Raw genomic sequence first — 25,120 nt, 5'->3', positions numbered from 1 at the left:
GCTTCAGCGCTCTTTCCTAGATCTCAGCAAAGAGTGCTCCCATCCCAACAACATACCAAAATTATCGATCGAAGATTGGCTCGTGCTTGGGCCAAGGTATGTAGTTGCGCTTCAGCGCTCTTTCATAAGATCTAAGCAAAGAGGGCTCGCATCCCAACAACGTACCTAATTTGTGTAATGACTGCTGATTTTTGGGACGGGTTCTGGGGATCTTCCCAGCTATTTTTGCAATTTTGTATAGGCTTGTTGCAACCAGACACTCAATCAGCAACCGGGTTTCTCGGGCTTGGGCGCAAATCTTGGAAAAATGCCGGTGCCCTATTGGTGTTGGTTTATTGTAAAAAATTGTAAACTGTAACGAGTGCTTTCTGCATCTAATATTTTTTCGAGGAGTCCCATGAAGCAACTTTTGATAGCTGAGCGCTTTTGCCTGATTGCCCACGTCTTGTCAATGGCCTTTGGATTGGCAGGGTTGCTGCTGATTTTACCCCATCCCGAATTCGTGATGAATTTATCGCCCGCCGGACAAACTTTGTTCCAATGGGGGATGGCTGGGGGTGGAGTAGTTTATATCATTTTTGGCGCAGCAGCGGTTGCTCTCTATGCCTATCGGACGTTGGGGCTGGGTGCAACTCTGACATTTTTGCTGCCTTCTGTGTTTTTATCTTTGAGTAGCGAGTTGTTGGGAACGAGTACGGGTTTTCCCTTCGGCCATTACCACTATTTAAGCGGGTTGGGCTACAAAATTGCAGGGCTGGTGCCGTTTACAATTCCCATGTCGTGGTTTTATCTAGGACTGGTTTCATATATAATTGCTCGCGCTGGGCTGGCTGGTGGTAAAGGCGAATTGAATTGGGTGCGCCAAATAGGCGCGATCGCCCTTGGCGCTCTATTATTGACAGCTTGGGATTTTGTACTAGATCCGGCGATGAGTCAAACTTCTGTACCTTTTTGGGAGTTTGAGGAACTTGGCGCTTTCTTTGGGATGCCTTACCGCAATTTGGCGGGCTGGATGGGTACCGGGGCGCTGTTTATGTCTGTAGCAGCTTTCTTTTGGAGAAAAACTTCGATAAAATTAGAGCGATCGGAATTGAGTTTGCCTTTAATTGTTTATTTGGTAAACTTTGCTTTCGGAGCGATTATCACTGTCACTTCCTTGGATTCTCGGTTCTGGTTCCCGACATCGCTAGCTGTGCTTCTGGGTGTAGTTCCGGCGATCGTATTAAGCTCGATCGCTAAACCCGCAGCAGATGACATAACAGAAGCAATTCCGTCTTTGGAATCTGCTCTCAAAGCTGAAATTCCATCTCAGCGCGTAGGCGCTTTGCGGAAGTAAGCGGCTGATGAGGAATCATATCGTTTCCGGTCGATTGACTGCAATAATATTCGTTCGTAGTGCGGACTTTAGTCCGCACTCAGGCTGCGGACTTAAGTCCGCACTACGAACCGTTTTTGTTATGGTAATTGAGCGGACACGAGCTCACTGCTGATTTGGCAAAAATTCACAGGAAATTTTGAGCTAATTTAAAAACCCGGTTTTAACAAGAAACCGGGTTTTTCAGCAATTATATTTTCATGCCAAATTCCTGTAATATGTTTGAGGTCATATCGTGTCCGAGCGTCGATTAACCGCAATAATATTCGTTCGTAGTGCGGACTAAAGTCCGCACTCAGGCTGCGGACTTAAGTCCGCACTACGAACCGTTAATATGTTTGAGGTCATAGCGTGTCCGATCGTCGATTAACCGCAATAATATTCGTTCGTAGTGCGGACTTTAGTCCGCTCCGATCTTGAGGACTAAAGTCCGCACTACGAACCGTTTTTGTTGTGGTAAGCGACAGGACATGATATCAAAAGTTGATTAAATTTTTCAAATTGACACCAGCCGTAATTCCAAATTATTCAATTGAAAATCTAAAATCTAAAATCTAAAATCCTATGATCGATCCTAACCACCTGACAATCATCATCCCTGCCGCACTTTTGCTGTTGCAATTACCCGCTACCGCCCTTTTAATGTCGCGGTTAATTAAAGGCCCCTCGCGCATCCCGCCCCTGGAACCAGATTCCCCGACGCTGGACTTGTTGGGTGCTTGTACTGCGGTGGTGCCGACTTTGAACGAAGCAGAAAGAATTGCACCTTGTTTGGAAGGATTGAGTCACCAAAGTTACGAGCTCCGAGAGGTGGTAGTTGTTGACAGCTATTCGGTAGATGGAACAGGGGATTTAGTCAAAGCTGCCGCCGAAAAAGACCCCCGGTTTCGCTTAATTAACGACGATCCGTTACCGCCTGGTTGGGTGGGGCGTCCGTGGGCGCTGAATTGGGGTTTTTTGGCAACTTCCGAGAAGTGCGAGTGGATTTTGGGGATAGATGCGGATACTCAGCCGCATCCGGGTTTGATCGCAAGTTTGCTCAAAACTGCTGCTGCTGGAAATTACGATTTGATTTCGCTGTCGCCGCAGTTCATCCTCAAGTATCCGGGCGAGTTGTGGCTGCAACCTGCGCTGTTAATGACTTTGGTGTATCGCTTCGGCCCCACGGGAACCGGCGGGGATGTGCCGGAACGGGTGATGGCAAACGGTCAGTGTTTCCTCTGTAAGCGCGAGGTTTTGGTGGCTTTAGGGGGCTATGAAGTCGCAAAAGGTTCTTTTTGCGATGATGTGACTCTGGCTCGCTATGCTGCGGCTCAGGGCTTTAAGGTGGGCTTTTTGGATGGGGCGAAAGTCTTGAAGGTGCGGATGTATGAGGGGGCGATCGAGACTTGGAATGAATGGGGTCGATCGCTCGATTTGAAAGATGCTGCTTCTGGCGGTCAAATTTGGGGCGATTTGTGGCTGTTGTTGGCGGTTCAAGGTTTGCCGGTGCCGATCGTCCTTTGGTATTTGCTATCGGGTTCCCTACCTGCGATCGCTGTATCTGGGCAGTTTGGGCTGTGGGGATTGAATGTATTTTTGGTTGCGGTGCGATCGGCTTTGTGTTTCGCGATCGCTCCGAGTTACGATCGCACCCAAGCTTCTGGTAAATGGCTATTTTGGCTGTCACCTTTAGCCGATCCGTTAGCGTTTGTGCGGATTCTAATTTCTGCGTTTAATCAGCCGACTCAGTGGCGCGGCCGCAAGTATAGTTAGCTTATGAGAGGCGGATCGCGATTGGAATGGGCGATCGAATTTACATTTGTGCGATCGGCTGATTTGATATTACACTCGCGACTCAGTTTCAATTATAATAGTATGTATCGATATGCTGCCAATCTGGCGATCGAAAAGTATTTGTTCTAGACTGAGGGTCGGAGCTATGATCGACTGTCTCAATTTGGCTCGCTACTTCATTATCAGAGCTTATGAAGATGGTATAGAAGCTGACATGACTAATATGAAGATTCAGAAGCTTTTATACTACGCACAGAGCTTGCATTTGGCACTCTATGATGAGGCCTTCTTTGGAGAAGAAATCCAAGCATGGCGCTACGGCCCTGTTTGTCCTCCTGCTTATAGGTTTTACAGTGAGTTTGAAGCTAGCCAGCTACCTATTCCTAACAAAGAATCCTTATTGCAGCTTACCTCTGATAAGCAAGAGCTTTTAGAAGAAATTTGGGGATATTTCGGTGGTTATCATGCTTATGGATTAAGCAATATGACTCACGGTGAATTTCCTTGGAAAAAAGCTCGTAAAGGTCTACTTCCTGAAGCAAGTTCAACGGAGCCAATTCTTCTCGAAGACATGAAAGCATTAGGTTATCAGAAGCTCGATTTGATAGAGCGCAAGCACCCCGCATACGAACTAGCAATGTCTGAAGTTTTGAAGGATACCTTTGATTCCGAATCATCAAATCGTATTGAAAAAGGAGAAGTCCATGAGTGGCTCAACTCCCTTCTCGATTGAAGCTTCCGACAATTTCAACCGTTCCTTTAAAAAACTTGCAAAAATTCACGGAGCTAGCTTTGTTGAAATAATTTCAAAAGTTTTGGAAGAATTAATTGATTACCAATATCCAAACAATTCCCGTAATGAGCCTTTACCGGGAAAAATTAAGTTGCCAGAAGAATGGACATTTCACAAGATAGATTTTAGGATTGCTAAAGGAGCTTCGGGACAGATTAGACTAATGTACTTAGTTAACGCAACTACTTGTATTATTAAACTCGTTTGGATTTACAGTCACGAGCAGTTTTCAAAACGTCCTGCTGATGCGGATTTAAAGAGTGTACTTAGAGAAATTTTAGAATTTTAAATCAACAAACTGAACAAGACTTCGGAGAGTTTAATTGCCGCTCCAAAGATAGCTTTAAACCCGGTTTCTACGAGTTTTGCGTTGACGATAAATCTACAAAGAAACCGGGTTTTTGAGGTCAGGAATGCCCACCGATTGCGATCGGGGCGCACTGCATTCTCCCTTTTTCAAGCCTTCAGCAAAGCTTTAGATGCCGATTCCCCAGCGATTCGGAGTTGCCTCCTCAATTGCAGATTCAGCAGCACCAACACAGTCCACTGGCAGAGTATCGAGACACAAATGTCATATATTGACTGGTCTCTCAAGGCAGATGAAGATCCAAAGATGGGAAATACTAAAGACAGCCAAATGAAAGGAGCTTTTGCTGGGTAGAGGGAAAGCACAGACAAAATAATTGGTGGTAAAAGGATAGCCCCTCCGACTGTACAAGTCGCCCAAACTGCTTGATTTCGGATTTTTGCGAACATGAATAGCTGAGTGAGGCCGGCGTAAATCAGGATAAGATTGATAAACGCAATCATCGCAGGAAAAGCGGTGTGATTCACCAGCAGCCAAGGTGTTAAAATCATTGTCGAACTGAGGAGATTGATTGCTATTGCAATTGGTGCTGGACTTTTTTCGCTCCAAATTAAATCGAGTATTGGGTATTTGCGCCACAACTTCTGACTACTCGGAACGATTTGTTTCCGATACCTCGCCCAATCATACAAAGCTTGTCTTTCCGAGGTTAAAGCCGCAATCAAAGCTAAAAAAACCATCAAATTTGGGATCGACAAACAGACGATTTCATCAAGGGAGTATTTATTTGATTGGAGTGCAAATCCTAAAATTATTGACTGATAGGAAATCACCAGCAAATAACTTTGTCGCTTGCTCAAAACAGTTGCGGTGGGGTTGGGAAAGCGACGCTGCCATCCCTGGTATATCCAATAGGTTGCCACTGCACAAATCAATAAAGATAAGGCGGTAGAAGACACAAGATTTTTGCCAATCTGCAAATGGAACCATTCCAGACTATCGAACTCCTCAGTTAACCAGTTAAGGTTAGAATGGGATGACTCATTAACTTGATAAGCTACCTGTTTCAAGACAGCAGCCGGAGAGAAAAATGCTAACAAGTCCGCAGCATTGCCGACTGATGGTGCCTTAAAAGCTGTGCTAATAAAACCCAAAACCGCAGCACTAGCCAGCCAAGGCTGAAACCCTCCCAACCAACTGGTTGTTAAACCAAATAGCATTGCACCGCTGTAAAATAAAGCACAGCTAGCTACCATTGCTATGTCGAAACATAAAATATGATGCAGAGGTATTTGAGCTGCTAATCCGCTGTACAGGTGCAGCGGTACAGCAAGAATTGCTGCCAGATACAGTAAAATTGGGACGCCGAGAATTTTACCCAGAAAAATTGTGTTGGCAGATTGGGGGCTGAGGCGAATAAAGTTGAGTGTACCTCGACGTTCCTCTTTGTCTAAGTCGCTCACAAGCATATAAGTGCCGGCTACTAAAAGTGCGATCGCACTAAATATGCTCAGGTAAACGAATATTTCTAGCCACCAAGAGGGCCAGTTAATGATGAAATTTCCTGCCGCATCTTGGATACACTTGATTGAATCACCTTTGGTATTGCCATCAAATCCAGTGCAGAATCTGTGATGAATGGGGTACTTGTAATCGCTGGGAAGAGGCGCAACGGGTATCTGGCTCCTCGACGACAAAAACAGCACCAGTTGACTGCTGAGGGAAAGGACGCTGGCGATCGCAATATTGCCCATTTTCAGCCGGCCTTTAAGTTCTCGAAATAACTGGGAATTCCAGTTACCGATTGTGTCTAGCAAGTTGAGAGTCATAGATAATTGTTTTGAGTTGTGAGTGAACAATTGGAAATCGGGTGATTTATTTAATAGTCTTGAACTGGGTGCATCTGGCGCAAGGCAAATATGTTTGTAGGGGCGAAGCATGACCGCAGTCAATATGGGATTATAACTAATAACTTATATGCGGTCATGCTTCGCCCTCTTCAAAACCCAGATGCACCCATTGAACGCATTTAGACCACAGAAACCGGGTTTTTTTGTGAGTCTCGTGGCTCCGATGAAAGATTTTGGTAAAAACCAGGTTTTTGACCGCCCGTGCGTCCAAGGCTATTTAAGATGCTTGTTTGTGTCCCATTTTCAGAAAGATAGTTTCTAAGTCTTCTTGAGTGCAGTGAAATTCTGTGAGGGGAATATTGGCATTGACGAGCGATCGCAATAAATTCGCTGCATCTTCCCGGCTTCCTGAAAAATGAACGCACACCTGCTGAGTTTCCGGCACTATTTCCCAACTTTCAACCCAAGGAAAGTTCTTGAGTTCGGATGTCAACCCTTCTAAATTGCCCAAAGTTGACAGGAAAATTTGCTGTTTCCCGAGGCGTTTGTAAAGTTCTTGTAAAGGGGCGCTTTCCACAAGATAGCCCAATTCCATAATCCCTACCCAGGTGCAAAGTTCGGCTAAATCGCTGAGAACGTGGGATGATATGACTACGGTCATGCCGGCTTGTTGCAAGGATTTGATGATTTCGCGAAATTGCGATCGCGCGATCGGATCTAAACCCGAAACTGGTTCGTCTAACAGCAACAACAGCGGTTCGTGAATAATCGTGCGCCCCAAACTCAGGCGCTGCTTCATTCCCCGCGACAGAGTGGAAATTAAGCTGTTGCGCTTGTTGGTTAATTGCACGAGTTCTAAAACTGCATAGATGCGCTCTCTGCGCCGGGGTTGTCGCAGGTTGTAGAGTCTGGCAAAGTAATCTAAATAATCGCAAACAGTCAAATCGTCGTAAAGCGGAAAATCGTCGGGAAGAAAACCGATGCGCTGTTTGAGAGTGGGATTAGATCGATCGCGCAACAAGCGTTTGCCGTTGATGTAAATCTCCCCTGTAGTAGGTTCTTCAGCGGAGGCCAACATTCGCAGCAAGGTAGTTTTGCCCGCACCGTTGGGGCCGATGAGGCCACAGATTTCCCCGGCGCCGACTTGCAAGTCGATGTCATTGACGGCAATATGGCGATCGAATTGTTTGGTAAGTCCGCGAGTGTCTATTGCTAATTCTTTTGCCATAGTTAAAAGGCGAGTGAAATTGGCTGCGGTTTGTCTCTAGAAAAGGAAGTTTAAGCTTGTATCTAGCTTAGCCTTTTGATACAGCAGTTGTCAGGGGGATTGCGGAAAATTAACTGTTAAATTTTAAAAAGATTACGATTTATGTTTAAAAATAAGCTCGCTCAGTATTTAAACTAAATCTCAAAAATAATCCAACTTTTGTGGCCTGGGGACGCGAGTCAGTCCAAAATGTAAAAACTAAAACAGCTTATTATTATACCAGCCAAAGATTGCTAACGCGATTCCATAATTTAGGTTGGTTAGCGAAATCACAGACAGTAATTTTAGACGATCTATAGACTTGTAAGTAAGGTGCGTCAGACTTAGGCTGCGTGCGAAATAATTAGATTGTGGGCTTGACGCACCCTACAATATATGTGTTCGTTGTGTAAGTCATCAACTACAAAACTGCCATAACAATTAAGGCTACCAAGCAGCTTAACTGCATCCCTAAGCTTAATACCCTAAACATAGGATTGAGACCGGCGATGTGAATCATTGAATGCAGCAGCCGAAATACGATGTAGGCAACAATCAGCGAATCTACGGCTATTCCAGAGACGCCCCTAACTGTTAGCAGAAAAAAAACTCCCAAATACAAAGGCAGGTTTTCTATCAAGTTAGATTGTACTCTAAATAGTCGCCACAGCAAGCTTTCATCGTTTTGTGTACCAAAATCTTTGGGAGATCCGCCCGCAGATAGATGCCGAATCCTGACTGCTATGAGGGCGATGACAATTGCGATCGTCCACAAAATGAAAATTACCAAACCCCAAAGAGGGAAAGTCATATTTGTCGGTTGAATTTGGATCATCTTTCTACCGGGCGAAACTGCTGCTAATACTTTAGAAAAGTTACCACTCAGGAATCTAGGAGAAAATTGCAGAATTTTAGTAAAAAATTGCCTTCGCCTTGCACTTATTGCAGCAACAGCAGGATCTCGTCACACCAAGCTAGCCAGCCTGTTTCGTAGTGAATCCCGCGCAGTAAAGTCATGTACTGAAATTTTAGGCTGTTTGACAACTTTTGGGGATTTGTAAATTCCTGAGTCTTAATTTGTTGATAAATCATTAATCGCTGCTGATGTTGCTGGCGGTGCACTTCGAGTTTTGCCACGATTATCTGAGGAGACACCAGATACCCAGCATAGAGTTTGACGAGTAACTCATCTTTGATTGGTGCCATCTCCTCCGACTCAGCAATCCATTGACACAACTGCTGTTTACCCAATCCCGTCACGGTATAGATACGTTTGTCGGGTCGATTTTCCTGCTGTACGGATTCGGCTTGCAGCCACTGCTTTTCTTCGAGGCGGCTCAATTCTCGGTAAATCTGCTGGAAGCTGGCACTCCAAAAAAAACCAACCGATCCTTCCACAGAGGGATTGAAGCGCTTGGCTAGGTCGTAACCACTGCTGGGAGCGCTTACTAAGACTGACAGAATGGCATAGCTAAGAGACATAGGCTAGGGGTTGACATACTCACTAAGTTGAATATATCATAAATTGTATATTCAATTTAGTGAATAGTCGTGAGATTGAATATGTAACTTCCAGGTAGTAAGATTTTCAAGGAGTTTGAAGATGGCAAATGCAAACAGATATTCGATTTACCAGATCGATTTGCCCGATCGCGCGGAAGCAGTGGTGTTTGTCAACGGCTTTGTGGCACGCGATCGCGCGGGGTTTTTCTGGATGTGGAAAAATCTAGTGTCGATCGGCACTTCGACTGGTAAAGCTGAAGGCTGCGTGCAAGTGAAAGCAGGAATTTGTGGGCCAAAGGAAGTGATTATGGTGAGTTACTGGCGTTCAGAAGCCGATCTGAAACAGTTTTTCCGAGGTGAAGCCCATCGGCGGATGATGCAGTTTGTGTTGAAAAATCCTGATAGCCTCTGTTTGTATAACGAGACATACACACCTTCGCAAAGTGGGAAATACAGCCACGAACCGCAAGGGATGGCAACGCTTTATCCTAGTTTTGCAAAATGAGCAATAACGTGCCAAGTAGCTTGATGTTCGGGCAGCATCCCAATTTGGTAAAAAGCATTTTTTACGCAGTGCGAGCGTCTCGCTCGCGTGCTTTATAAAGCACGCGAGCTCCCGACAGCACTACAAATGCAAAACTGAGATGCTCCCGCTGAGGTAACAGAAAATCTGATGTCAGTTCTCGGCTAAAATCAATTAGCTCGATCTGCTTTTGCTGTGGTATTCTCATCTTTCGCTAAAAAAAAGTAAATCTAAAATCTACCAGAAAGAATTGGTTGAAAGCCGGAACCATTTGAGGGAGAAATTAAAAAGACGATTCATTACTCCAATTCTCTGACTTAAGGGTAGAGGTAGCTCTCAAACTGTCAACTGTCAACTGTCAACTGTCAACTGTTGAAAATCTACAATCGACTGAGGGCCGCACCATTCGATCGAGCAAATGTTCGATCGCACTTGGGAGATTCTCGCAAAAACCAGTGTGTACCGGTTTTCTTGAGGAATTACCGTAATCGCGATCGCAAGTGCGATCGACTCGTCATTCGTCTGGGCGATCGAATCATAATCTTCTGGATTCACAAGATTTGACATGATTTTTAAATCACCTAAAGTAACCAAAGAGAGATAGAAATCGATTTTGGAAAATGAGCCGATTCTACTAAGAAGCCGGAATTCTTATCCATCCTAACAACTCCTTTGGGAATACAATCAGTAAATTCCCACTTTAACGAAGTTTCCCAAGCTGTTTCAAAGCACTTACTACCGCCTCCGCACGAGTTTGTACTCCCAGCTTTGAGTAGATATGTTCTAAATACTTTCTGACTGTACCAATGCTCAGACTCAGTGTTGCCGCAATTTCTGGATTAGTCTTACCTTGCGTCACCTCAAACAATACTTCTGTTTCCCGCTTGGTTAATCCTAGGAATTCCAAAGATACGGATGATAGAGTTAAAAACTCCTCTTCTTCAAGCAACAATAGATATCTTTCCAGCGGTTGCTCAGTCAGAAAGCGTACAATTAATTGTTTTCCTGCTTGTTCTAATTTCAGCGGTAAATGAGGTGCAGGGATTTCATCACTTGGTGTTACCAGCGACAACTGATATTTAACCCATCTCTGCAAATTGTCTGGCAAACATTTTGTTGAAAAATGTGAGTCTTGAAAATACTGTTTCAGCCAATGCAAAGCTCGTTCGCTCATGAATTGAACTTGCCCATCTCCGTTGAGAGAAATAATTCCTAATGCCTCCAGAGTATGACGCTGTTCTACCCACTCCTGTTCTATTTGGGTAAACTGATTCATGTTTTGCTGGGCTTGTACCAGATGAGGGTGCAGTAAATTGAATAAATAGCGATCGCGCTCAGTAAAAATCCGATCTCCCAAAAGTGTAATCGCAATAATATCATCTTGTCCAGAGTAGAGCTTGCTCGCAGATTTAGCAGCCAAAGCAAGAGGTAGTGAAACTGCGATCAGATCCTTGATTCCTCTAGGCTGCATCACCTTTCCATACAATCCTTCCAGACGGTGCAGTTGCTGCTCGTTTAAGAAGTCTGAAACCTTATGCGCTCGATTGTCACGAGTTCGGAGATAATTACCGACTAGAGGGTTTTCGTAAAAATGCTGGTGAGCAACTTTCTCAAAATTCACTGTATCAAGGCGATCGAACCCAGGGGCGGGTTTATAGTCGAGGGAGGTAGTCTTGCTATTCTCGAAGGAGAGGGTGGTGTAGGTGTAATCTACTGCGGAAATAACCTTCGAGACGATCGCCAGCAGATGAGATGAGAAATCCTCAACGCTACAAGTTTTGTATAGTTCCTGTAGGCATCCTGAAAAAATTTGAAAATCATGCTGAGTTAAGTGTTGCATTGTCCCTGATAAAATAGTCGCTAATCATTCGGACTCGATATAGAGTAAGACGAGTTGCGAGGAGAAATAGATGCTTTTGTATCTTTTTTGTAACAATTGACTACGGCAAATGACGGGTTGAATCTAGATTTGAGATATGACAAGCTTTAAAAACAGTTGACAGTTGACCTGGGACAGTTGACAGTTGACCTGGGACAGTTGACAGTTGACCTGGGACAGTTGACAGTTGATTAACATAACAAAAACGGTTTGTAGTGCGGACTTCAGTCCGCAGCTTGAGAGCGGACACTCCCGACGCACGCGCGATCGAATCTTATAGCGGTTAAATGACACTACGAATGTAACAACAAGTCCTAAGTTCAAGTTGGAATAGTTGAAATAGTTAAAATGTCACTAACCCCTGCCTTAAGGCATGGGGCTTGAAAGAGGGAGATTCACCAACTTCTTAATTTGAGACTAAAATAGTGTCTAGACGCCAACCGCATCGTTGGGACAAAAAACTGAACAGCCTGGGCGTGGTAGCTCGAAATACGTCAAGAATGCCTCCCTAGTTTTTAACCTCTATAGCTGTCAGTGTCGAAGGGAAATATATACTCGCAAGAGACTTACCGTAAATGTTTGTACCAGTTCTAGATAGTGAAAACAGACCGCTAATGCCTACTACGCCAAGTCGTGCGCGGCGTTGGATTAAGGCGGGCATCGCCACCCCATTTTGGAAAAAAGGAGTGTTTTGCGTTCGACTCAATGTAGAACCATCAAACACGCACCGCCAACCAATAGCAGTTGGTATTGACCCAGGTTCAAAGCGAGAAGCTTTTACAGTCAAATCCAAAGCTCATGCCTACCTCAACGTGCAAACCCACGCCGTCGATTGGGTGAAAGACCATATTGAGACACGGCGAAATATGCGACGCGCCAGACGTTTTCGCAAGACGCCATGCCGCCAAAACCGAGCAAACCGACTGGTCAACAAACATCGCCTGCCCCCATCGACTAAGGCGAGGTGGCAGTGGAAATTAAGAATAGCTAAATGGCTAACCTTGATGTTTCCGGTATCAACTTTCGTCGTCGAAGATATCAAAGCCCGAAAGAGGAAAAACGCACGCAAGTGGAACGTGTCGTTTAGCCCTCTGGAAGTAGGCAAACGCTGGTTTTATCGGGAACTTACTCGTATTGCACACCTTGAAATCAAAACGGGTAACGATACCTACAATCTGCGTCAAAGTCTGGGACTCAAGAAATCAAAGCAGAAATTGTCAAACAAATTTGAGGCTCACTGCGTTGATTCTTGGGTGCTTGCTAATTGGTATGTTGGAGGACATTTTGAACCCGATAACACAGTGTTGATAGAAGTGATGCCTCTGGAGTTTCACAGAAGACAGCTACATCGATTGCAACACGCTCCCGGTCATATTCGTTCTAGATATGGCGGTACGATTAGCGCAGGGTTTAAACGCGGCTCAATCGTCAAACATCCCAAGTATGGGTTTTGCTATGTCGGTGGCTGGCAAGCGTCACCAACGAAAAAAGACCCAAACCGGAAAACAATTAGTTTGCACAGTTTAGGGACTGGCAAGCGGTTGTGCCAAAATGCGTTGCCGGGAGATTGTAAGTTTTTGTCCCCGAACTCGTGGCGCATTGCCAATTAATTGTAAAGCCGTCCTATAAGGACGGGGTTTCACACCGATTTTTCTGATGACTAAACTGCCGCAAAAGCGCAAGCGCCGAGGCGTGATTCTTTCAGATTGGGGTTTGCAGCGTCTACAGAATACCCAGGAACAATTAGCCATTGCTGAAAATGGCGGTTCTGCTTACACATTAGAGCGATTAAGCAATTTGACAGGGCTCAGTGCTCGATCGATCGGACGGCTGCGAAGTGGCAAAGCAGCAGTCGATCGCCAAACCCTAGAAGAGTTATTTCGCGCCTTTAACCTGACTATAACCGAGCAAGACTACATCCAGCCAGAACCAACAACCGCAGAACGCCAGCCTGTAAAGTCGATCGCCCAAAATTGGGGAGAAGCCATAGATGTTTCCCGCTTTTACGGGCGTACCGCAGAACTTACCACCCTCACCCAATGGATTTTACAAGATAATTGTCGGTTGGTGTGTATTTTTGGGATTGGTGGCATCGGGAAAACCGCTTTATCTGTCAAATTAGCAGAACAGCTACAAAACCAATTTAGCTACGTCATTTGGCGAAGCCTCCGCAATGCCCCGCCGCCGGAAATTTTCTTAGCAGAATTAGTCTCATTTCTCTCAGGACAACAGGATACAAAAGCAGAAATTAGCAGCTTGATTCAGTGTCTGCGGAATCATCGCTGTCTGATCGTTATAGACAATACCGAAAGCCTGTCACAACCAGGGGATCAGAGTGGACAATATCGTCCCGGCTATGAAGCTTACGGAGAAATGTTGCGCGCGGTGGCCGAAACTCGCCATCAAAGCTGTTTGGTGTTAACCACCAGGGAAAAATGCCCTCAATTTGCTCAATCGGAAGCGGGCGACTTAGCAGTACAAAGCTTGTCCTTGGGCGGTTGTCCAGAAGCCTCCGAAGCATTGATTGAGGCGACGGAATTAACTGGATCGGACAGTCAAAAACAGGATTTGTGCGATCGCTATCGATGCAATCCCCTAGCCTTAAAAATCGTTGCCACCACCATTCGAGATTTGTTCAGCGGCAATATTGCTCTTTTCCTAGAACAAAACGTTACTGTATTTGGCGATGTTGCAGATTTAATTCAACAACAATGCAATCGTCTTTCAATCTTAGAGAATCAAGTAATGTGCTGGTTGGCGATCGATCGCGAATGGGTTTTCTTTGCCGAACTTCGAGAAGATTTGAATGCTGGCATATCCCAAACGCAGTTGATGGAAGCCCTGCAAAATTTGAAATGGCGATCGTTGATTGAAACTAACGCAGGTCAGTTTACATTACAACCTGTGGTGATGGAATATGTCACGCAGACACTGATCGATCGCATTTGTGACGAAATTGCCGATCGCTCATCGCCGACTCCATTGTCAAATTCTTCCCTATTGCAAACCCATGCCTTAATCAAAGCACAGGACAAAGACTACATTCGCGACAGCCAAAATCGCATGATTTTAAAGCCACTGAGCGATCGGTTGCTGAGTCAATTGGGTTCTCAAAAAGACATCGCATATCAACTAAAACAAATTCTATATCGCCTGCAAACCGAGTGTCCGAATCAGGCTGGATACACTGGTGGCAATATTATCAATCTATTACGCCACCTTCAGATTGACCTAACTGACTACGACTTTTCCTATCTCAGCATTTGGCAAGCCGATCTTCAGGATGTGAACCTGCATCGAGTCAATTTCACCCATTCTGACCTATCAAAATCGCGGTTTACCCAACCGTTAGGCAGTATTTTAAGGGTTGCATTTAGCCCCGACAGTCAACTGCTAGCAACTGGAGATAGCAATAATCTGGTGTCCCTATGGCAAGTTTCTAACGGACAATCCAGAGCCATATTTAGATCGCATCACGGTTGGGTTTGGGCGCTGGCTTGGAGTCTCTTTCCCTTGCCTCTTAACGGGGGAAACGAAGCAGGGTATGTCCTCGCCAGCGGCGGTGCCGATCGAACTATCAGACTGTGGAGTATTGAATCAGAAAGTTGTTTGGCAATCTTGCAAGGACATCAGACTACCATCAGAACCCTAGCATGGCAGCCGCACGGACACATCCTTGCTAGCGGGGACGATCGCCAGATTCGACTGTGGGATACTCGTACCAAAGAATGTTGCCAGATTTTGCAGGGCCACAGTAATTGGGTGATGTTTGTTGCTTGGAGTCCCGACGGTCAAATCCTCGCCAGTGCTTCCTTAGATGGAACGGTTCGAGTCTGGGATATACAGAATGGTGAGTGCCTGAAAATCTTATCCGAACATACTAATGGAATTTGGTCAATTGCTTGGAGTCCCAACGGAGAACTTCTCGCCACAGGGAGTCAAGATCGAACCGTGAAGATTTGGGATGCCGACAGCGGTAAATGTCTCAAAACCTTGCAAAGAGACGATCGGGCAGTATTTTCAGTCGCCTGGAGTCCCGATAGCAGAATGCTCGCCAGCGCTAGCGGAGACCAGAATATCGCGATCTGGGATATAGAAAGCAGTCAATGCTTGCAAACCTTACAGGGAGACAGCAATTCGATTTGGAACGTGACTGTAGCTTGGAGCCCAGACGGGAAAACGATCGCCAGTGGTTCCCACGATCAAACCGTGCGACTGTGGGAGGTCGATCGCAGTCGATCGAATCAGTGCCGAAATTTCAAAACATTGCAGGGATACAGCAATTCTATGTTTGCGGCGGTTTGGAGTCCCGATGGTACGATCCTTGCCAGCAGCAGTGGCGATCGTCTGGTTCGGTTGTGGAATCCTCGCACAGGTCAATGTTTGAAAACATTAAAGGGTCACACCAATTGGATTTGGGGTTTAGCCTGGAGTCCCGATGGCACTACCCTTGCTAGCGGATCCGATGACTGCACGGTTCGACTCTGGGATGCCAGCAGCGGCCAATGTTTGGCAACCCTCGAAGGACACGCAGCCTGGGTTTGGGCTGTCGCTTGGAGTCCCGACAGTCAAATTCTTGCCAGCGCGGCGGGCGGCCTGAATATTCGGTTGTGGGATGTTAAGCACCGGAAATGCCTGAACATCTTGCAGGGAAATGACAGTTGGGTTGGGAGTTTAGCCTGGAGTCCCCACGGCAAAATCCTTGCTAGCGGTTCCCACGATGGAAATCTGCGACTCTGGGATAGCAGCACCGGTCAATGCGTGGATGTCTTGCAGGGACATGAAAGTTCCATTAGATATGTATCTTGGAGCCCGGATGGCCAAACCCTTGCTAGTGCTTCCCAGGATCTGAGCATCCGACTCTGGGATAGCTGTACTGGCAAGTGTCTGAAAATTTTGCAGGGACACAGCGATATGGTAAAAGCAGCAGTCTGGAGTCCTGACGGTGAAATGCTGGCTAGTTGTTCGCACGATCGAACTATTCGACTCTGGGATGCGGGCACGGGAGAATGCACGAAAATTCTACAGGGACATACAAGTCAAATTTGGTCTGTTGCTTGGCGTCCTGTTGTCTCGAATGAGGCAGAAAATCGCGACTTTGTTCTTGCAAGCACCAGCGCTGATGAGACGATTAAGCTGTGGGATGTCAACACAGGTGAATGTTTGAAAACTCTCAGAGCCGATCGCCCCTATGAAGCTATGAATATTACCGGAGTCACGGGTATTACACAAGCTCAGAAAGCCACTTTGGAGGTGTTGGGTGCGATCGGAAACAGTTGACAGTTAAAAGTTGTATGGGAGAAGCATTTGGACGATTATTTTTGAAATAAATTCAATTAGATTTGCATCCTAATGCTTCGCCCCGATTATTATGACGAAACTGATCCAACCGAACAAAGTGATTCTATCCGGTCAAGAGTACCATCTTGTTATTGGCAATTAGAATCCTGGAACCGAGATAATATTGCCTTGAACCTGGGCTGGAGTTACACCATCAACAAAACCCAATATATTGCCGGAATTTTTAACTTTGATGAGAGTTCCTGTCGTTACAATAGGGCCAGGATTTAGTAAACTTGTCAGACCTTGGTCTTTTAAAACTTGTGGCCCGTCAAACCCCAATATAATTGTCACATTTGTCAGGTTTTCCAAAACTACATCGCCAGCAGTCAAACCCCCTGCTAATCCAATTCGATCGAAACCAACTCTGAAAAGGCTAATCAGATCCGCATTATTGATATCTGTAACTCCGGGTTCTGCTTGCAAGACATACAAGTTGCTGCCTATTTTAGGCCCAGAAATATTGTCATCAAATCCCAATAAAATATCTCGTCCCAAACCCCCAATAAGAGTGTCATACCCATTACCGCTAACTAAGAAATCATTGCCTCTACCGCCCAATAAAATATCGTTTCCCCCAAACCCATAAATCAAATCTGCATCTTGCCCTCCGCTGAGATAGTCATTTCCAGCCTCTCCACCTAGTAAGTCTTTCCCCCTGCCTCCAAATAAGGAATCGTTACCCGAGTTTCCCCTGAGAACGTCTTCTCCTTCATTGCCATACACCAAATTGTTAGCTGCTGAAATGTTAACTGTATCGTCACCTTCGAGCATCCAGACTCCCAAAGGAAAATTATTGGTATCTGCGATCGATAAAAAAACGTTTTCGGATGTATTGTCACCAATTAAGCGGCGCGGTTCCGATGGATCTGGTTGTAAAGCCATGATGTCTTACCTGATAAAAAGTTGTCATTGAAATAATGAACCTAGAATTGTTTAACAACAATTAAAATTCAAATAATTACAATTTTTGGAGTTAAACAAATAGGTAAAGTCGCATGAAATTTGCAAGCTGACTATTTATGGGTCGCAGTGCCTATAAACAGACTCAAGCTTTTGATTAAAATTCTTACAAATTTAAACAGTGCTGCGACTTATCAGCACATTAACAAAATAACTCAACTCCATGAATCATGTCCAGGACAGTTAGCCACTTAAGCTAGCCACTTAAGAAAGGCTACCAAACAAAAGATTTTTTAATTTTCAAAGCGCCGATGTTAATTTTTTATGTTCCGGCACACAAATAATCAAAGACCGGGTTTTTTACCAAAATCCTTGGTTGAAGTCCATAGATTAGGTAAAAAACCCGGTTTTTTTTAGCTAATTTGTCCAGGAATGTCCTAGCAAGCGCGACAAGTCCTAAGGAACAAAGACGATATCCGAATCGGGACGAAATCCACCCGGTATTTTGGCAAATTGCTGGTTTTTAAACGACAGCGCACCAGTGCTGTTATTGTATTGAAATTCACTGACTGAAGACACTCCCATTCCACTTACCGAGACTTGGACTTTATCACCTTCCCAGTAATGAAAGTCTTGGATTAAATCAATGCCTTCATAGGCGGGGGTGGAGTAAAAAATGAAATTATCTGCTCCACCACCACCATAGAGAGTGTCATTTCCTGGTTCACCAGAAAGATTGTCGTTGCCATAGTCACCGTCGAGGTAGTCATTACCGAAGGAACCAAGCAAAAGGTCGTTGTCATATCCACCGTAAAGGGTGTCGTTACCAGTCCAACCATCTAAGGTATCGTTACCCCCCTCGCCGTAGAGTTTATCAGCAGAATCGGTACTATTGAATAAACCATTGCTACCGTTGATATAATCATTACCTGCACCTCCCCAGACGGTATCCGCGCCTTGTTCGCCATAGAGGTAGTCATTATCCTCTTCACCGAAGATCAAGTCATTGCCCGAGTATCCCCACAAGGTATCATTTCCAGACCCTCCATACATCGTATCGTTGCCCGCCCCGCCAGATGAAGAGTCGTTACCCGCCAAGGCATAGATAGTATCAGCCCCGCTAGTACCATCCAAATACGTATCGTTGAATGATGTACCGATAATTGGCTTTGCCATCGGAATTTCTCCTAAAATTTGTAGTTTGTTTGCTTGTTTTCTCTGGTTCTCAAAGTTCAGAACCAATCTGCAAATTGCGAATTAGATTCACAATCGATCGATTTTGCGATCGCACAGATACAAGCTGTCGCGATAGGTGAGCGTCGCACTAAACACATTGCTGTGAATCTGAGTTGAATGCGAATTAGAACAATCGGAAATGCCACAATAATTAAACATTATTTAGGTAATTTCCTGATTGGTTGAAATCTAACGCTGCACGCTGATATATCTACTTTGTCCTGAGTGACAGCTAATGTCCAGGACATTTAGACAGTTAAGCTAGCCACTTAAGCTAATATCAAAAAACCACCTATAGATTAAGATTGAAAGATAAATATTACTAAGATTTAATTTTTTTTTAGCAGGGTTAGATTCAGCCATTCAGTCAGTTATGCTGTCATCTAAACAAACAAAAGAGTGCCCAATGGGTACTCTTTTGTTTGCATCCGGTATTGTAACTAGCACGCTACTATAGACTTGTAGGGTGCGTCAGATTTTTATGTTTCCCAAAAGGTACGTTGTTGCGCTTCAGCGCTCTTTCTAAATATAACACTGCGAGCGAAAGATTCGCGGACGCTGTTGGGATGAACTCACTCCTTAGAGTTATTGTGTAGCAAGGTATGCGCCTAACAACTCGATTTACAGTCATACCTCATCTATCGCTCGAAAGGCTATATAAAAGAGCGCTGAAGCGCAACTACGTGCCTTTCCGGAGCGCTGAAGCGCAACTACGTGCCTTTCCGGAGCGCTCAAGCGCAACTACGTGCCTTTCCGGAGCGCTTAAGCGCAACTACGTGCCTTTCCGGAGCGCTCAAGCGCAACTACGTGCCTTTCCGGAGCGCTCAAGCGCAACTACGTGCCTTTCCGGAGCGCTCAAGCGCAACTACATACCTTTCCGGAGCGCTCAAGCGCAACTACATACCTTTCCGGAGCGCTCAAGCGCAACTACGTGCCTTTCCGGAGCGCTCAAGCGCAACAACATACCTTTCCGGAGCGCTCAAGCGCAACAACATACCTTTCCGGAGCGCTCAAGCGCAACAACATACCTAAGATTTAGTGGGGGCAGAACATCCTGTCTGCCCCGTAAATTGCTGATTGAAAATGGTGTAATATCTGAGTTAAACGGACTTAATGTCAAGTCTGTTTAACTCAGATACAATTCAATTCATCCTCATGGCAATAGCACAATATCTCGGGATACTAAGAAGTCTGCTGGCTTATTCTCAAGAGTGGCAAACTTAACTTGACCGAAGAATAAATCACCAGTAGTCTTGCTATAGCTGAATTGGTTTAGGGAAGTAGCACCAAAACTGCGGTGAATTTCAATTTTGTCAACTTCACTCTTTTGGAAGTCTTTGATGGTATCAATCCCTGTAGGAGCAAAATAGAATCTGAATCCATCCGCGCCTGCACCACCGTAGAGAATGTTATTGCCAGCAGCATCGATATCGCCACCACCAGTTAAGACATCATTACCATTTCCGCCATAAAGAAGGTCATCGCCACCACCACCAGAAAGTTGGTCATTATCATCGTTGCCGTAGAGGATATCGTTACCTTTCATGCCTTGTATGTCATCATTTCCAGCATCACCTAAAAGCGTGTCAATTCCATTACCACCAAGAATGATATCTCTGCCACCTCTACCATTGATTAAATCGTCTCCATCCTCACCTTTGAGGAAGTTCTTGCCAGCGTTACCCAGCATATAATTATTCAATTCGTTACCAGTGCCATCGATATCAGCAGCATCACTCAAGGTCAGGTTTTCGACGTTTGCACCCAAAGTATAGCTGATAGTGGAAGTGACTACTGTATCAGTACCTTCGGCAGCTTTCTCGGTAACTAAATCAGCAACATTATCAACCAAATAAAGGTCATTACCGCTACCACCATTCATGTCGTCGGCACCAGCACGACCATATATGATGTCGTCCCCCGTACCACCATAGATTTGGTCATCGCCATCACCACCATCTAGGAAGTCGTTACCACCTCCACCAAATAAGTAATCGCGATCGCCTAAACCATAGAGAGAGTTGTTCGCATCATTACCTAGAATAGCATTGTGCGCGTTGTTTCCCGTCGCATCAATGGCAGCGGTTCCCTTCAAATGCAGGTCTTCGACGTTCACTCCTAAAGTGTAGCTGACGGTAGATTCCACCAGATCGATACCTTCGGCAGCAGACTCAGTAACTACGTCAGCAATATTATCGACAATGTACTTATCATTACCGCTACCACCATACATTTTGTCTGCACCAGAACCACCATCAAGCTCATCATCTCCTGCTTTACCGTAGAGAGTGTCGTTGCCTGCTAAACCTGTGAGAGTATCGTTATCAGGAGTGCCATGTAGTAAGTCGTCTTTGGGAGTACCTGGAATCTTAGCCATGTTAAATTTCTCCAAAAAAAATGATGAATTTGTCTGAACTGTATCGGGCGCTAGAAAGTGTCGCGATACGTTAAGAACTTATCTACAAATTGCAAATCTAATTGGCTATTTGCAGATGCCAGATGCGGCGATAGGTGAGCATTGCACTCAAGACTTTGCTGTGAATTTGAGTGAAATGTGAATTGAAATAATAGGACAGATCGCCATACTTAAATAGCATGGGGTTGATTGCCTGATTTGTTGAAATCTAACGCTGCACGCTGATATATCAACTTTGTCCTGATTTATGGTGAACGTCCAGGACAGTTAGACAGTTAAGCTAGCCACTTAAGAAGTAAAGTAAGAATATCTAAAAATCTCTAAGTTATTTTAGGATTGAAATTGAGGGCTGATGTACAAGTTTGCGGCGGCTGCGGAGGATGAATTAGTTGTGTTTGGTGCGGCCAAACCGGGCTACCGCGATGAGGAAGTTGCTCGCTGGATTGATTTTATGCGGCGACAGAAGATCGATCGAGTTTGTTGCTTGCTTCCCCAGACACAACTCATCGGCTATGGTGACTTGTTGGGAAGCTATGGAAATGTTTTTGGGTGCGATCGCGTTTGCTGGGCTCCGATCGCAGATTTTGAATTGGCCGATCGCGAAATTTTAGTCGATCGCATTTTACCATTTTTGGCATCTGCAAGTCGATCGGGCGATCGGGTGGTGGTTCACTGTGGTGGCGGGATTGGGCGCACAGGACAGGTTTTGGCTGCTTGGTTGGTTAGCGGGCGGGGTTTTTCTAACCAAAAGGCGATCGCGGCTGTGAAAAAAACTGGCAGAAATCCTTATGAAGCTGCGATCGCTGCTGTTTTCAAGGGTCGAAATCCGTGGAAAGTCGCTGCTGAACTTGATGCTTTGTTGGATGATTGTCGTTGACAGTTGACAGTTGACAGTTGACAGTTGACAGTTGATCGCTTGAGTGCACTTGATAAAGGAAGGAGGAGGATTGGAGTAATGATATCGTTTCCGGTTACATCGATATTGTTTAAACAGTCACCGGAAAAGGGTTCCGGCTTTCAACCAATTCTTGGTGGTTAAAAAGTCGGTTTCTGATCTCGCAAATGCCTAAATGGTGTTCAACATAGGAGATCGATCGCCTTCAATGACTATTGACTATTGACTGCTGACTACCCTTCGGCTTCGCTCGGGGGGCGAGCTGACTACTGTCAACTGACTACTGTCAACTGTCAACTGTCAACTGTCAACTGATTTGTCACTGCTTCGGCGAAGGGAACCGGCGCATCAAGCTGCAACCAGTGGCTGGTTTCTGGTATGACTGTGGTGGCAATTTGGGGGCGCAGTATGTGGAGGCTGAAAGGCCAGGAGTTGGCCGGCGCGAGGACTGCTGAGATTTGAGTGCCCGGAGTTGCAAGGATGCGATCGATCGCACCAACTGCATCGTAAGCAAACATACCTTTGTACATACCGATGAGACGATCGCGCGGCGTGGCTGCGAGGCGTGCGATCGTGGTTTCGCGCGTCGCAGTTGTACCGCCGTCGAGGGCTTGGGAGAACTTTTCCTCTGCCGCAGCGCGGTAGCTGTCGCCCGCTAGCGCTGCGAGGAAGGGAACCATCTGTTCTTCGTACACGGAGGGCGGCAGGTAGTTAAAGTCACCGGGGGGATCGGCTAGGATGACGCGGGTGATGCGAGTTGGGGCGCAGTCGGCGGTGGCGAGGACGACGAGGGAACCGAAGCTGTGTCCGACGAGGGCTACTTGGGGGATATTCAGCGCGTCGAGGATGGTGATGATGTCGGTGGCGCAGCTATCGGGGGTGTAGTCGCCGTCTGCGGGCGGATCGGATGCGCCGTGGCCCCGGAGGTCGATCGCCAGAATGCGCTGGTTTTGGCCGAGATTGGCGCGCAAAAGTGCGATCGTCTCGTCCCAGACTCCGAGGTGGTATGCCATACCGTGTACTAACAGAAGGGGGATGGGTTGTGCTTCTGTGCTGTTTGCTGCGCCCGTGTCGGTGAGATTGAGTCGCCCCGCTGGGCCGGCGACAGTCGTAATTTGCATAAAATACCTGGACTTTAACGTTGTTCGGATTGGTTCGTAGTGCGGACTTCAGTCCGTAGCATTATGCGGACTGAAGTCCGCACTACGAACCGTTTTTGTCATGGTAATCGACCGGAAGCGATCTGCGCGATCGCAAATATGAATCATAATTGGAACCTGCGGCATGAATAATTTGCAGTCGCCCCTCAACTTGTTTTACTCAAAGATAGCCCCATCCAAGCAAGCTTTTTTCAAGTCTACTTTACCTAAAGTTGCACCTCTTAAATCAGCATTTGTTAAGTCAGCATTACTTAAATCTACATTAGTCAAATCGGCACCTCTGAGATTAGCATTGCTTAAATTTGCCCCAGCTAAATTTGCCCTCACAATTTGTGACTTATGCAAGTTGCAGCCACTCAAATTAGCCGATTGCATCTGTGCTGCTGCTAAAATTGCTTTATTTAAATTAGTGCCGCTCAGGTCAGCCAAATTCAATTTAGCATAACTCAGATCGATGTTTTCCAAACAAAGTTGGCTCAATTGAGCGCATCTCAAGTTAGCATTAACAAAATATCTGTCTCCCGCCGCATAACGGCGCAGCAATTCGTCAACTCCCAGCCGAGTTAAAACCGGTTCGGCCGCCTTTTGATAGCACCACGATGTCTCCAGCAAACTCGCGGCTGTTTCAATTGCTACCTTGTCGGATTTAGGTAGAACCAAGCTATTGCAGCCATCCCACTCGCCGCCTAGCATAAATGCCATTTCAGAAGCTGCTGCAATTGAGTCGCAAAGCAAAACGGTTTCTGGTTTGGGTGGCAGCCAGTTCATTAAAGCGATCGAACTCTTGTTTTTCACTGTTTATTCAGGATTTGTTCGCGTTTCTTAAATTATAAGTTAAATTATTTTTCCTCTCTGGAAACAGGTAAGGTGCGCTGCGCGCACCTACCGTTTGAGTTCTTGCAATTAGTCCTAGATATTGCAGCAGTCAGAAGGCATTTGTCACAATCTGACTGAGGACTTATGACTGATGATTAATCAGTCGTACTAACGTGGTCGATGCGCTCTAATTGCCAGAGAATTTGGTTGCCCTCGCGGCGCACGCGAGAAACTACCCAGTTGCGCCAAACCCAGTTGTCTCCGCGGCTGGTGACAGCGCTGGCATTTACATCCATCAAATCAGCCAGTTCAGAACTGGTAATCAAGTAGCCTTTGGTGGCAACTTCGTCAGCTATGTGCAACGTCTCGATCAGGTTGCGGAGTTCCTGAACCCTCACCTCGCGGGGTAAGTTCTCCAGGGTATCGGCAGTTGAATCCATCATGGTAGAGTTGGAGATCGGAAGGTCAGAAGTTATGACATAGGATTCTATCGTTTTGTTACCAGTTGTGTCCGTTTCTTCCAAAACAATTGGGTTTTCAATGTCTAGCGGCGATGACCCAGACTCATCTGTTGTTGGTCGATGCTGTTGCAGGGCGGGAGTGCGATTGTGAGAGAAGCTGCGGGCAATTTCATCGCATCTGTCGTTGTAGAAGTCGCCGGAGTGGCCGCGGACGTGTTCCCACTTGATTTGTCGGGAATTCAGCTTGTCTAGCAGGTGCCAAAGGTCTTGGTTGACGACATCTTTGCCTGTTGAGGTTTTCCAGCCTTTGTTTTTCCAGCCTTGAATCCATTTGGTGATGCCGTTTTTAACGTATTCGCTGTCGGTGTAAACGGTGACTGGTTCGGTTTGACCGGAATTGGCAAAAAATTCTAATGCAGCGACGGCCGCCTGCATTTCCATGCGGTTGTTGGTAGTTTGAGGGTCTGCACCTCCGAGTTCGTGACATTTGCCGTCGGCGAAGCAGATGACTGCACCCCAACCGCCGGGGCCTGGATTGCCGGAACAAGCGCCGTCTGTGTACAAGCTTTTGATTGTGGGAGTTGTCATGAGTTAATTAATTTGTTATTTACGATTATTTTGTTCGCGGGTGCGATAATTGA

General features: G+C 45.8%; 23 protein-coding genes. 9 read left to right on the top strand and 14 right to left on the bottom strand.

The genetic code is table 11. From position 1 onward, the window contains the following. The first annotated feature begins 397 nt into the window (after positions 1-397). The 5 genes from cruF (at position 398) to JGK14_RS13415 (ending at position 4,233) form a co-directional block, all read left to right on the top strand. Positions 398-1,336 carry a gamma-carotene 1'-hydroxylase CruF gene (cruF, locus tag JGK14_RS13435; protein WP_293179163.1) on the top strand — a complete coding sequence of 313 codons (939 nt, stop codon included), beginning with the start codon at positions 398-400 and terminating at the stop codon, positions 1,334-1,336. A gap of 603 nt (positions 1,337-1,939) precedes the next feature. Next, positions 1,940-3,130 carry a 2'-O-glycosyltransferase CruG gene (gene cruG, locus JGK14_RS13430; protein WP_293193689.1) on the top strand — a complete coding sequence of 397 codons (1,191 nt, stop codon included), beginning with the start codon at positions 1,940-1,942 and terminating at the stop codon, positions 3,128-3,130. 3 nt (positions 3,131-3,133) lie between these two features. Then, positions 3,134-3,280: a hypothetical protein gene (locus tag JGK14_RS13425; protein WP_293179157.1), complete on the top strand. Its 147-nt coding sequence runs from the start codon at positions 3,134-3,136 to the stop codon at positions 3,278-3,280. Positions 3,281-3,296: 16 nt separating this feature from the next. Further along, positions 3,297-3,884: a Panacea domain-containing protein gene (locus JGK14_RS13420; RefSeq protein WP_293179154.1), complete on the top strand. Its 588-nt coding sequence runs from the start codon at positions 3,297-3,299 to the stop codon at positions 3,882-3,884. Continuing rightward, entirely contained in the window at positions 3,856-4,233 is a 378-nt protein-coding gene (locus JGK14_RS13415; protein ID WP_293179151.1) for a hypothetical protein, read from the top strand. The genes JGK14_RS13420 and JGK14_RS13415 overlap by 29 nt, the downstream gene beginning before the upstream one ends. 167 nt (positions 4,234-4,400) lie before the next feature. On the opposite strand, the gene JGK14_RS13410 is transcribed toward JGK14_RS13415, so the two are convergent. The 4 genes from JGK14_RS13410 to JGK14_RS13395 form a co-directional block, all read right to left on the bottom strand. Beyond that, complete coding sequence (locus JGK14_RS13410; RefSeq protein WP_293225334.1) at positions 4,401-6,080, bottom strand: hypothetical protein; 1,680 nt, start codon at positions 6,078-6,080, stop codon at positions 4,401-4,403. Positions 6,081-6,378: 298 nt separating this feature from the next. Continuing rightward, positions 6,379-7,329, bottom strand: a complete 951-nt coding sequence (locus JGK14_RS13405; RefSeq protein WP_293198199.1) for an ABC transporter ATP-binding protein — start codon at positions 7,327-7,329, stop codon at positions 6,379-6,381. Between the two features lie 439 nt (positions 7,330-7,768). Then, on the bottom strand, positions 7,769-8,158 hold the full coding sequence (locus JGK14_RS13400) for an MAPEG family protein (protein WP_293210188.1): 390 nt from the start codon (positions 8,156-8,158) through the stop codon (positions 7,769-7,771). A 128-nt stretch (positions 8,159-8,286) separates the two neighbouring features. Next, entirely contained in the window at positions 8,287-8,829 is a 543-nt protein-coding gene (locus JGK14_RS13395; protein ID WP_293179139.1) for a PadR family transcriptional regulator, read from the bottom strand. A gap of 121 nt (positions 8,830-8,950) precedes the next feature. Here JGK14_RS13395 and JGK14_RS13390 point away from each other — a divergent pair, with 121 nt between their 5' ends. Further along, positions 8,951-9,355 (top strand): monooxygenase family protein, encoded by a 405-nt coding sequence (locus JGK14_RS13390; RefSeq protein ID WP_293195781.1) that lies wholly within the window; start codon positions 8,951-8,953, stop codon positions 9,353-9,355. Positions 9,356-9,416: 61 nt separating this feature from the next. On the opposite strand, the gene JGK14_RS13385 is transcribed toward JGK14_RS13390, so the two are convergent. From JGK14_RS13385 to JGK14_RS13375, 3 genes are all read right to left on the bottom strand, one after another. After that, positions 9,417-9,581 carry a hypothetical protein gene (locus tag JGK14_RS13385; protein WP_293243176.1) on the bottom strand — a complete coding sequence of 55 codons (165 nt, stop codon included), beginning with the start codon at positions 9,579-9,581 and terminating at the stop codon, positions 9,417-9,419. Positions 9,582-9,724: 143 nt separating this feature from the next. Next, on the bottom strand, positions 9,725-9,940 hold the full coding sequence (locus JGK14_RS13380) for a hypothetical protein (protein ID WP_293179133.1): 216 nt from the start codon (positions 9,938-9,940) through the stop codon (positions 9,725-9,727). Between the two features lie 133 nt (positions 9,941-10,073). After that, positions 10,074-11,213, bottom strand: a complete 1,140-nt coding sequence (locus tag JGK14_RS13375; RefSeq protein ID WP_293217899.1) for a helix-turn-helix transcriptional regulator — start codon at positions 11,211-11,213, stop codon at positions 10,074-10,076. A 614-nt stretch (positions 11,214-11,827) separates the two neighbouring features. Here JGK14_RS13375 and JGK14_RS13370 point away from each other — a divergent pair. Both JGK14_RS13370 and JGK14_RS13365 read left to right on the top strand, forming a co-directional pair. After that, entirely contained in the window at positions 11,828-12,862 is a 1,035-nt protein-coding gene (locus JGK14_RS13370; RefSeq protein ID WP_293179127.1) for an RRXRR domain-containing protein, read from the top strand. A 46-nt stretch (positions 12,863-12,908) separates the two neighbouring features. Further along, a complete protein-coding gene (locus JGK14_RS13365; protein ID WP_325315170.1) occupies positions 12,909-16,532 on the top strand; it encodes an eIF2A-related protein in 3,624 nt (1,207 codons plus the stop codon). A gap of 159 nt (positions 16,533-16,691) precedes the next feature. Here JGK14_RS13365 and JGK14_RS13360 read toward each other — a convergent pair whose 3' ends face one another. From JGK14_RS13360 to JGK14_RS13345, 4 genes are all read right to left on the bottom strand, one after another. Next, entirely contained in the window at positions 16,692-17,477 is a 786-nt protein-coding gene (locus JGK14_RS13360; RefSeq protein ID WP_293282171.1) for a calcium-binding protein, read from the bottom strand. Positions 17,478-17,951: 474 nt separating this feature from the next. Next, the gene (locus tag JGK14_RS13355; protein ID WP_293203563.1) at positions 17,952-18,671 is read right to left on the bottom strand and encodes a calcium-binding protein; all 720 of its coding nucleotides are present in this window, start codon (positions 18,669-18,671) and stop codon (positions 17,952-17,954) included. 87 nt (positions 18,672-18,758) lie between these two features. Then, a complete protein-coding gene (locus JGK14_RS13350; protein WP_293179112.1) occupies positions 18,759-18,890 on the bottom strand; it encodes a hypothetical protein in 132 nt (43 codons plus the stop codon). Between the two features lie 994 nt (positions 18,891-19,884). Beyond that, a complete protein-coding gene (locus JGK14_RS13345; RefSeq protein WP_293210192.1) occupies positions 19,885-21,108 on the bottom strand; it encodes a calcium-binding protein in 1,224 nt (407 codons plus the stop codon). A 391-nt stretch (positions 21,109-21,499) separates the two neighbouring features. Here JGK14_RS13345 and JGK14_RS13340 point away from each other — a divergent pair, with 391 nt between their 5' ends. Continuing rightward, complete coding sequence (locus tag JGK14_RS13340; protein ID WP_293217893.1) at positions 21,500-22,024, top strand: protein-tyrosine phosphatase family protein; 525 nt, start codon at positions 21,500-21,502, stop codon at positions 22,022-22,024. A 311-nt stretch (positions 22,025-22,335) separates the two neighbouring features. Here JGK14_RS13340 and JGK14_RS13335 read toward each other — a convergent pair whose 3' ends face one another. The 3 genes from JGK14_RS13335 to rnhA all read right to left on the bottom strand — a co-directional run bounded on the left by JGK14_RS13335 (position 22,336) and on the right by rnhA (position 25,067). Next, positions 22,336-23,163 carry an alpha/beta fold hydrolase gene (locus JGK14_RS13335; RefSeq protein WP_325315169.1) on the bottom strand — a complete coding sequence of 276 codons (828 nt, stop codon included), beginning with the start codon at positions 23,161-23,163 and terminating at the stop codon, positions 22,336-22,338. Between the two features lie 195 nt (positions 23,164-23,358). Next, the gene (locus JGK14_RS13330) at positions 23,359-23,997 is read right to left on the bottom strand and encodes a pentapeptide repeat-containing protein (protein WP_293192459.1); all 639 of its coding nucleotides are present in this window, start codon (positions 23,995-23,997) and stop codon (positions 23,359-23,361) included. Between the two features lie 176 nt (positions 23,998-24,173). Beyond that, positions 24,174-25,067, bottom strand: a complete 894-nt coding sequence (gene rnhA / locus JGK14_RS13325) for a ribonuclease HI (protein WP_293185270.1) — start codon at positions 25,065-25,067, stop codon at positions 24,174-24,176. Positions 25,068-25,120 lie beyond the last annotated feature (53 nt).

The organism is Microcoleus sp. PH2017_28_MFU_U_A (assembly GCF_020738035.1).
In the GTDB taxonomy this organism is placed as follows: Bacteria; Cyanobacteriota; Cyanobacteriia; order Cyanobacteriales; family Microcoleaceae; genus Microcoleus.
Note: the sequence above shows the minus strand (reverse complement) of the source record. Positions and strands in the feature narration are given on the sequence as shown.

Coding starts and splice junctions, on each gene's coding strand:
- cruF (WP_293179163.1), top strand. CDS start 398: ATGAAGCAACTTTTGATAGCTGAGCGCTTTTGCCTGATTGCCCACGTC.
- cruG (WP_293193689.1), top strand. CDS start 1,940: ATGATCGATCCTAACCACCTGACAATCATCATCCCTGCCGCACTTTTG.
- JGK14_RS13425 (WP_293179157.1), top strand. CDS start 3,134: ATGAGAGGCGGATCGCGATTGGAATGGGCGATCGAATTTACATTTGTG.
- JGK14_RS13420 (WP_293179154.1), top strand. CDS start 3,297: ATGATCGACTGTCTCAATTTGGCTCGCTACTTCATTATCAGAGCTTAT.
- JGK14_RS13415 (WP_293179151.1), top strand. CDS start 3,856: ATGAGTGGCTCAACTCCCTTCTCGATTGAAGCTTCCGACAATTTCAAC.
- JGK14_RS13410 (WP_293225334.1), bottom strand. CDS start 6,080: ATGACTCTCAACTTGCTAGACACAATCGGTAACTGGAATTCCCAGTTA.
- JGK14_RS13405 (WP_293198199.1), bottom strand. CDS start 7,329: ATGGCAAAAGAATTAGCAATAGACACTCGCGGACTTACCAAACAATTC.
- JGK14_RS13400 (WP_293210188.1), bottom strand. CDS start 8,158: ATGACTTTCCCTCTTTGGGGTTTGGTAATTTTCATTTTGTGGACGATC.
- JGK14_RS13395 (WP_293179139.1), bottom strand. CDS start 8,829: ATGTCTCTTAGCTATGCCATTCTGTCAGTCTTAGTAAGCGCTCCCAGC.
- JGK14_RS13390 (WP_293195781.1), top strand. CDS start 8,951: ATGGCAAATGCAAACAGATATTCGATTTACCAGATCGATTTGCCCGAT.
- JGK14_RS13385 (WP_293243176.1), bottom strand. CDS start 9,581: ATGAGAATACCACAGCAAAAGCAGATCGAGCTAATTGATTTTAGCCGA.
- JGK14_RS13380 (WP_293179133.1), bottom strand. CDS start 9,940: ATGTCAAATCTTGTGAATCCAGAAGATTATGATTCGATCGCCCAGACG.
- JGK14_RS13375 (WP_293217899.1), bottom strand. CDS start 11,213: ATGCAACACTTAACTCAGCATGATTTTCAAATTTTTTCAGGATGCCTA.
- JGK14_RS13370 (WP_293179127.1), top strand. CDS start 11,828: ATGTTTGTACCAGTTCTAGATAGTGAAAACAGACCGCTAATGCCTACT.
- JGK14_RS13365 (WP_325315170.1), top strand. CDS start 12,909: ATGACTAAACTGCCGCAAAAGCGCAAGCGCCGAGGCGTGATTCTTTCA.
- JGK14_RS13360 (WP_293282171.1), bottom strand. CDS start 17,477: ATGGCTTTACAACCAGATCCATCGGAACCGCGCCGCTTAATTGGTGAC.
- JGK14_RS13355 (WP_293203563.1), bottom strand. CDS start 18,671: ATGGCAAAGCCAATTATCGGTACATCATTCAACGATACGTATTTGGAT.
- JGK14_RS13350 (WP_293179112.1), bottom strand. CDS start 18,890: ATGTTTAATTATTGTGGCATTTCCGATTGTTCTAATTCGCATTCAACT.
- JGK14_RS13345 (WP_293210192.1), bottom strand. CDS start 21,108: ATGGCTAAGATTCCAGGTACTCCCAAAGACGACTTACTACATGGCACT.
- JGK14_RS13340 (WP_293217893.1), top strand. CDS start 21,500: ATGTACAAGTTTGCGGCGGCTGCGGAGGATGAATTAGTTGTGTTTGGT.
- JGK14_RS13335 (WP_325315169.1), bottom strand. CDS start 23,163: ATGCAAATTACGACTGTCGCCGGCCCAGCGGGGCGACTCAATCTCACC.
- rnhA (WP_293185270.1), bottom strand. CDS start 25,067: ATGACAACTCCCACAATCAAAAGCTTGTACACAGACGGCGCTTGTTCC.